Raw genomic sequence first — 2,646 nt, forward strand, 5'->3', positions numbered from 1 at the left:
ATGCTGATCGAGGAAGCCGCCTCCCTAGCCTTGGTTGGTGCAAGAGAGATAAATCTCCTCGTCAGCTACAAGCTTGATCCAGTCGCCGAACTGGTCTTAACCGACCGCATCCAGATTCAGCAGGTTTTGCTCAACCTGATGCGCAATGCGGTTGAGGCTATGCAGGACTCGCCGCGCCGCGAATTGAAAGTCACAACAATTGCCCGGGATGATGGGATGGCCGAGGTAAGCGTGATCGATACTGGCCCGGGTCTCGCGCCGGAAGTCTCGGCTCAACTCTTCCAGCCGTTTGTAACCACCAAGAAGCAAGGCATGGGTGTCGGTCTCTCCATTTGCCGCACCATCGTGGAATCGCACGGTGGTCACATATGGGCCGAGGCGATGCCGACTGGCGGGACCGCCTTCCGATTCACCTTGCGCATTGTGGAGAAGGAAGAGGTCACAAATGGCCGGCAGTGATCTGGTGCACGTGGTTGACGACGACATGGACGTGCGCAAGTCGCTCGGTTTTCTTCTGGCGACTGCAGATTTTGCAGTACGCCTGCACGAATCGGCCACGGCTTTTCTCTCGACGGCAAAGGGCGACCTCGACGGCTGCATCGTCACCGACGTGCGCATGCCGGGCATAGACGGCATCGAATTCCTGCGCCAACTGAGATCCGGCGGGCATACAATTCCAGTTATTGTCATGACGGGCCATGCCGATGTGGCGCTCGCCGTTCAGGCAATGAAGGAAGGCGCTTCCGATTTCATTGAAAAGCCGTTTGATGACGAGATGCTGATCGACGCGATCCGCTCCACGTTGGCCAACCGCAACCAGGCGAATGCAACGCATCCGCAATCCTCCGAAATCCACGGCCGCCTGGCCACACTTTCGGAGCGGGAGCGGCAGGTTCTGGACGGGCTCGTGTCGGGTCTGCCGAACAAGACGATCGCCTATGATCTGGGTATCAGTCCGCGCACTGTCGAGATTCATCGTGCCAATGTGATGAGCAAGATGGCCGCGGGCAGCCTGTCGCATCTCGTGCGCATGGCGTTGATCGTGGAATCCAAACACTAGCAAGCGTCCCCGAGAGACTTGCCGCCGTCTGTCGGCATTGCCTTCGGCTGCCAGTAGCGCCAATGGGTCGGGCGGATATCGACGCGCACGCCAGTCCCGGCGTGCTTCCAACCCTGCCGGCCTTTTATACAGGGAAATACGAGCGCATGTTCGCCCTCCTCGTCGAAGACGGCGAGTTCGAGTTCGCGACCAAACGGAGCGCTCATGATCGGCTTCCACATCTCCCCATGATCTGGGGAAGCGGCAAGCAGCGCCTTGATTTAAATCATTTACGAAATTGCCGCCTATGCCGCTGCGGACGAGCGGCAAGCTGCCTTGATTGCGATCAATGACAGCTCCGGCGGCTGGGCCAACAGTCTGTTGGACGACCAATAGACTCAGGAGATCACACATGCTGATCCGCACATTATCCGCCCTGGAATGCACGAAATTGCTGACCGCCAACCGTGTCGGTCATCTGGCATGCGCGAAGGGTGGGCAGCCCTACGTGGTGCCGGTGCACTATGCGCACGCCGACAATCATCTCTACGCGTTTTCCATGCCCGGCAAGAAGATCGACTGGATGCGTGCCAATCCCCTGGTGTCCGTCCAGGTGGGTGAACGCGGCCAGGGCCGAGGCTGGAGAAGCGTCGTCGTCGATGGCCGTTATGAGGAACTGCCGGACCGGATTGGCCACAAGCTCGAGCGTGACCATGCATGGGCGATGTTGAGCAAGCACGCCGCTTGGTGGGAGCCCGGCGCCCTCAAGCCACTTATGCCTGCGGTGTCGGACAGTGCACCCCACGTTTTCTTCCGTATCTTGATCCAGCAGGTGTCGGGCCGCGAAGCAAGTGAATAGCTTTCTTCACTGCGGCGACCAGCGCTGGACCGATTCAGGAGGAGCGGCTCTAGGTAGTTTCCCGTAGGGACATAACCGAATTTCGCGACCCGCGGATTCGCGCGATTGCTGTGTCACGGATAAAACGGGAAAACAGCCATGCACGCCTACACCTCCTTCAGAATTTCGCTGCCGTCACGGTCTGCCCAGCCCAACCTGCCGGAGGCTTTTGAGCCCGCACTGCTGCAACCACTCAGCTTCTATCCCGCAGGCGCGGAAATCTACGCCCAGGGCGAGAAGGCCGGAGGCTTCTACCAGGTGGAGTTCGGCGCCGTCCGCGTCTACCGCCTGCTTGCTGACGGCCGCCGGCAGATCAGTGCCTTTCATCTCGCCGGAGAGACATTCGGCTTCGAAGCCGACACGACGCACCATTTCTTTGCTGAAGCGGTCAATTCCACCGGTGTCCGCGTCTTCCGCCTCACAGCTGGAGCGGATATGTCCCATCAGTTGTTGCCTCTGGCGCTGAAGGGGTTGACCAGAGCGCAGGAACACCTGCTGGTCCTCGGTCGCCAGAGCGCCATCGAACGCGTCGCCGCGTTCCTGGTCGACCTGTCGGAGCGCCAGGGCGGATTGCGGCAGGTCGAACTTCCGATGTCGCGCATGGATATCGGCGATTATCTTGGCCTCACCATCGAGACGGTATCGCGGATCTTCACCCGGCTGAAGGACAAGGGCGTCATCCGCCTGCTCAGCCTGCGCAGCATCGAAA

General features: G+C 59.9%; 5 protein-coding genes. 4 read left to right on the forward strand and 1 reads right to left on the reverse strand.

Annotated elements, in window-relative coordinates:
* Both EN879_RS31435 and fixJ read left to right on the forward strand, forming a co-directional pair.
* On the forward strand, positions 1-459 hold a 459-nt coding region (locus EN879_RS31435), incomplete at its 5' end, for an ATP-binding protein (protein ID WP_164774700.1).
* Positions 446-1,060 (forward strand): response regulator FixJ, encoded by a 615-nt coding sequence (gene fixJ, locus EN879_RS31440; RefSeq protein ID WP_013525376.1) that lies wholly within the window; start codon positions 446-448, stop codon positions 1,058-1,060. The genes EN879_RS31435 and fixJ, both read left to right, overlap by 14 nt.
* On the opposite strand, the gene EN879_RS31445 is transcribed toward fixJ, so the two are convergent.
* Complete coding sequence (locus EN879_RS31445) at positions 1,057-1,266, reverse strand: hypothetical protein (protein ID WP_013525375.1); 210 nt, start codon at positions 1,264-1,266, stop codon at positions 1,057-1,059. The genes fixJ and EN879_RS31445 overlap by 4 nt on opposite strands.
* 185 nt (positions 1,267-1,451) lie before the next feature.
* Between EN879_RS31445 and EN879_RS31450 the strand changes: the two genes are divergently transcribed.
* Together EN879_RS31450 and EN879_RS31455 are read left to right on the forward strand one after the other, a co-directional pair.
* Positions 1,452-1,898 carry a pyridoxamine 5'-phosphate oxidase family protein gene (locus EN879_RS31450; protein ID WP_013525374.1) on the forward strand — a complete coding sequence of 149 codons (447 nt, stop codon included), beginning with the start codon at positions 1,452-1,454 and terminating at the stop codon, positions 1,896-1,898.
* Between the two features lie 138 nt (positions 1,899-2,036).
* On the forward strand, positions 2,037-2,646 hold a 610-nt coding region (locus EN879_RS31455), incomplete at its 3' end, for a helix-turn-helix domain-containing protein (RefSeq protein WP_127274504.1).

The organism is Mesorhizobium sp. M7A.F.Ca.AU.002.02.1.1 (assembly GCF_003998535.1).
Taxonomy (GTDB): domain Bacteria; phylum Pseudomonadota; class Alphaproteobacteria; order Rhizobiales; family Rhizobiaceae; genus Mesorhizobium; species Mesorhizobium ciceri.

Excerpts from the sequence above, each read along its gene's own strand:
- fixJ (WP_013525376.1), top strand. The coding sequence starts at position 446 with ATGGCCGGCAGTGATCTGGTGCACGTGGTTGACGACGACATGGACGTG.
- EN879_RS31445 (WP_013525375.1), bottom strand. The coding sequence starts at position 1,266 with ATGAGCGCTCCGTTTGGTCGCGAACTCGAACTCGCCGTCTTCGACGAG.
- EN879_RS31450 (WP_013525374.1), top strand. The coding sequence starts at position 1,452 with ATGCTGATCCGCACATTATCCGCCCTGGAATGCACGAAATTGCTGACC.